An 884-nucleotide genomic window follows, 5' to 3' on the forward strand; every position below is an offset into this window, starting at 1 on the left:
GGGTAATACATTTGCTGAAGTCGCTGTTACGTCTTTCAAAACCGAACCAGTCCCTTCATTAAGCTAAGTATTTAACCTTTTACAGTAGCCTCTAAAATTCTTATGTTGGCTCTGTACTATTTGTTTACCACCTATATATATTCTAAAACATCTTTTTTACTTTCTATTTTACAGCCTCTTTTAATTCTTTCCCTGCTTTCTATTACAAATTGGTCAACTAAACCAATTTGTAAAAATAATTTCTCATCTTATGAATAAACCATTCTTCTTTTACACATCTTAACGATACAAACTGTAAAGGAGTTGCATAAAATGGCAAACAATAAAAATAGCAACACAAATGAATTATTAGTATACGGTGCTCAACAAGCAATTGATCAAATGAAATATGAAATCGCTAGTGAATTTGGTGTAAACCTTGGTCCTGATACAACTGCACGTGCAAACGGATCAGTAGGTGGAGAGATTACAAAACGTCTTGTGCAAATGGCAGAACAACAACTTGGTGGCAGTAACATCCGATAATGCAATCATTTTAGCTAAACGTGTATGTAAAGAAGAAATGGGTTTCTATTTCTTCTTTTTTTTATTGATATGTATTTCCCTCTACTTCCATCTAAAAAGAACATATGTTTGACCTTTTCTCAAAACATATGATATATTCTTACTCTACATACCCTATAAAAAGAGATGAGGTAGTTACATATGAAAAAAGCTGAATTCATTGAGGCAGTTGCTTCAAAGTCAGAGTTAACAAAGCAAGATGCGAAAAAAGCTGTAGACGCGTTATTTGAAACCATTTCTACAACGCTTGCAAAAGGCGAAAAAATTCAACTGGTAGGATTGGGAACATTCGAAGTACGTGAACGTTCAGAGCGTACAGG

Annotated in this window: 2 protein-coding genes; both read left to right on the forward strand. The window is 33.9% G+C overall.

Annotated features, from left to right (window positions below; genetic code table 11):
- Positions 1-312: 312 nt before the first annotated feature.
- Entirely contained in the window at positions 313-525 is a 213-nt protein-coding gene (locus tag OK414_RS29665; protein WP_025753343.1) for an alpha/beta-type small acid-soluble spore protein, read from the forward strand.
- Positions 526-705: 180 nt separating this feature from the next.
- Positions 706-884: HU family DNA-binding protein (locus OK414_RS29670; RefSeq protein WP_263046362.1), on the forward strand; the 179-nt coding region annotated here is incomplete at its 3' end.

The organism is Priestia sp. JV24 (genome assembly GCF_025910025.1).
Taxonomy (GTDB): Bacteria; Bacillota; Bacilli; order Bacillales; family Bacillaceae_H; genus Priestia; species Priestia megaterium.

Bases quoted from the DNA above. Each gene is read 5' to 3' on its own strand.
- OK414_RS29665 (WP_025753343.1), top strand. From the start codon at position 313: ATGGCAAACAATAAAAATAGCAACACAAATGAATTATTAGTATACGGT.